General features: G+C 66.7%; 3 protein-coding genes. 1 reads left to right on the plus strand and 2 read right to left on the minus strand.

All coding sequences use genetic code 11. From position 1 onward, the window contains the following. The coding region (locus B551_RS15410) for an HAD domain-containing protein (protein WP_043440059.1) at positions 1-483 on the minus strand (483 nt) is incomplete at its 3' end. A gap of 402 nt (positions 484-885) precedes the next feature. On the opposite strand from B551_RS15410, the gene B551_RS15415 reads away from it, so the two are divergent. Beyond that, positions 886-2406 carry a sodium:alanine symporter family protein gene (locus tag B551_RS15415; protein WP_006579661.1) on the plus strand — a complete coding sequence of 507 codons (1521 nt, stop codon included), beginning with the start codon at positions 886-888 and terminating at the stop codon, positions 2404-2406. A gap of 27 nt (positions 2407-2433) precedes the next feature. On the opposite strand, the gene B551_RS15420 is transcribed toward B551_RS15415, so the two are convergent. After that, complete coding sequence (locus B551_RS15420) at positions 2434-3105, minus strand: response regulator (RefSeq protein ID WP_043440063.1); 672 nt, start codon at positions 3103-3105, stop codon at positions 2434-2436. Positions 3106-3513: the final 408 nt, after the last annotated feature.

Raw genomic sequence — 3513 nt, forward strand, 5'->3', positions numbered from 1 at the left:
GGGCTGCGTCGGCGGGTACAAGCCGTTGGGGCAGGCAACGCCCAGCAGGTCCAGCGCCTGCTTGAAGTCGTCCAGCGTCAGGCCGTTGGCCGGATCGAGCGCGATCAGCCGCGACTGCAGCGACGGATCGACGGAGGCCGAATCGGCGGTCAGCACCACGAAGTTTTGCGCGGTCGGCTGGGCCGAGGCCAGATAGGCGGCTACCTCGGCGCCGAAGCCGCCGGGGGCGGCCGGCGCGAACGCATGCACCTGCAGGTCCAGCTGCTGTACCAGGGTCGAGCGCGCGCCGACGCCCCAGGCATGCGGCAGCACCACGCGCGCGCCAGCCAGCCCGAACAGCCGCCGTACGAAGCCCAGTGCGACGGGATCGAACAGGCGCAGCTCGCGCACCGCGCCGGTCTCCGGTTTGCCGCCCAGCCGCGCGGCGGAGCGCTCGGAGAACAGCACCCCGGGCACGTCCAGCATGATCAATCGTTCAGACATGAGATTCCTCTGCATCCATCGGAGCGGTAGGGAGCGTTCAGGTTACGACGCACGATCGGGCCTGCGGCCGGCCTCGGCGGCGACAACATGAAACAGTTCTGTAACTTGTGGTTCGGTGACGTAAAAACCGCCTGCCAGTGCCGACTTTTGTTTCCCGTCGACACAATTTCAGGCGCTTGCGGCCCCGCCGATCATGCCCGCTCGTGGTGCACGATCCTGCATCCCACAACGCGCCAGCCCCCGTTTCGGACGACGAATTCGGGTTGTCCCTAGGTGGGAAAACGTGCTGTTGCGGTATGGTTACGCCTTTTTCCAGGGGAGCGGTCTTGCCTCGACCCCGGGGCGACTCGACCGCCGACATGACGGGCACCATCTCGCCCGAACCCGACTCGGAGATTCGCCATGAACGAAATTGTCGATGCCATCAACGGCATCATCTGGAGCTCGGCACTGATCTACCTGTGCCTGGGCGTCGGCCTGTATTTCTCGATTCGCACCCGATTCGCCCAGGTGCGCCACTTCTTCGGCATGATCCGGCTGATGCTGGACGGCAAGTCGTCGGCGCAAGGCGTCAGCTCCTTCCAGGCGCTCGCGATGTCATTGTCGGGCCGGGTCGGCACCGGCAATATCGCCGGCGTGGCGACCGCCATTACCTTCGGCGGTCCGGGCGCGGTGTTCTGGATGTGGGTGATGGCCTTCCTCGGCGCCAGCACGGCGTTCGTGGAATCGACGCTGGCGCAGATCTACAAGGAAGAGGTCGACGGCCAGTACCGCGGCGGTCCGGCCTACTACATCGAGAAGGGGCTGGGCACCAAGTGGTACGCGTGGATCTTCGCGCTGGCGACGATCCTGGCCTGCGGCGTGCTGATGCCCGGCGTGCAGTCGAACAGCATCGCGGCCGGCATGGCCAATTCGTTCGGCGTCGAACCGGCAGTGACCGGCGCGGTGCTGGTGATCCTGCTGGGGCTGATCATCCTTGGCGGCGTCAAGCGCATCGCCAAGTTCGCCGAGATCGTGGTGCCGTTCATGGCGCTGGGCTACATCCTCGTCGCCTGCGTGATCATCGCGCTCAATATCGGCAAGCTGCCCGACGTCATGAGCCTGATCCTGCGTAGCGCCTTCGGCCTGGAGTCGGCCTTCGGCGCAGTGCTTGGCCTGGCGATCCAGTGGGGCGTCAAGCGCGGCGTCTACTCGAACGAAGCCGGCCAGGGCACCGGTCCTCACCCTTCGGCCGCGGCAGAGGTTTCGCATCCGGCCAAGCAGGGTCTGGTGCAGGCGTTCTCGATCTATGTCGACACGCTGTTCGTCTGCTCGGCGACGGCCTTCATGATCCTGATCACCGGCGCCTACAACGTGGTCGGTCCCGCCAAGGAAGCGTTGCACACGGGCCTGGCAGGCGTGGAAGCGGGCCCGGGCTTCACGCAGCATGCGGTCGAAAGCGTGCTGCCGGGCTTCGGCGCCGCCTTCGTCGCGATCGCGCTGTTCTTCTTCGCGTTCACGACGATCGTCGCCTACTACTACATCGCCGAAACCAATGTCGCGTACATCAACCGGAAGATTCACCGCCCGTGGATGGTGTTCCTGCTGAAGATCGCGATCCTGGCCGCCACGTTGTACGGCTGCGTGCGCACCGCGACGCTGGCCTGGGCGCTGGGTGACATCGGCGTGGGCCTGATGGCGTGGCTCAACATCGTGGCGATCGTGATCCTGCAAAAGCCCGCGCTGAAGGCATTGCGCGACTACGAGGCGCAAAAGCGCCAGGGCATCGACCCGAACTTCGTGCCCGGACCGCTGGGCATCGATAACGCGGTCTTCTGGGAGCAGCGTGCGGCCGGCGCCAAGCAGCGCCGCCCGGGCGACGATCAGGATGGCGGCGAGGCCGCCGTGTCGCCGGTCATCGCGGCGCCGCGCTCCGCCGAATAAGCGCGCATCCCGGCCGTACGCCGTCGGCTAACCCGCCGACGGCTGCGGCAGCATCAAATCCTGGCGGGCGGCGAAGTCGAACAGTTCCCTGTCGTTGCTCGCCCCCAGCTTCTGCATTGCGCAGTTCTTCTGCCGGCTGATCGTCTTGACGCTGCGGCTCAGCGCGGTGGCGATCTGCGTCACCGACTTGCCGCTCAGATAGAGCCGCAGCACCTCCGTCTCCCGCACCGACAAGCTGCCGATGCCCGCCCGCTCCTCCGGGCAGGGATAGCGCGCGCTCGATTCCGCCAGGATCCGCGCCGCCGATCTGCCGATATAGGTCCGGCCGCGCTCGACCTGGACCAGCGTATGGACCAGCTCGTCGAGCGGCGAATCCTTCAGCAGGATGCCCTGCACCGGCACCTCCGCGATCGCGCGCAGGATCAGCGGATTGGTCATCATCGTCAACACCACCACGCGCATCTGCGGATGCTGCCGCCGCATCTGGCCGAGCATCCGCAATCCATCCTTGGCCTCGCCGCCGGGCATATGGTAGTCGGTGACCACGACGTCGGGCGTACACGCCGCAATGGCGCGAAACAACGCCTCGGGCGTCGTCACGTCAGCACAGACTTGCCAGCCGGCGTGCCCCTGCAGAACGCTACGGATCGCCAGGGAGATCGCGGGATGGTCGTCCGCGACGACGATGTTCAGTGCCATGCCATTGCTCCTGCGCCGCTTGCCGAGCAGCATCGCGCAGCGCGGCGGGTGCCTCGGGGCGTGCGGTCCGTCGGAAAAGAAGCGCCGCGCGGCAAATGCCGCGCGGCGCAAGGCGCGTCGGATCGGTATCGGGCGCCCGGTGGCACGTTGCAGGTGCGGACAGGACGACGCCTCGGCCCGATACAGCGACAGCGCGCATGCCTGCCTCCAGACCAAAAACGGGAAATGGCCGGAAGCGCTGCAATGCCCCGCCAGATTAGCGGGGAAGGGAGCGCGAAAGGATAAGACCAATCTCAAAACGCCAATCTCGAGGGCAATCGCTGGCGTAGCCGGGCGCGGCGGCGCGCTCGCCTCAACTCGACAGCGTCCTGGCCCACCGCGCCAGCGCCGGCACCAGCCGCGTCATCG

Source organism: Cupriavidus sp. HPC(L), assembly GCF_000307735.3.
GTDB lineage: Bacteria > Pseudomonadota > Gammaproteobacteria > Burkholderiales > Burkholderiaceae > Cupriavidus.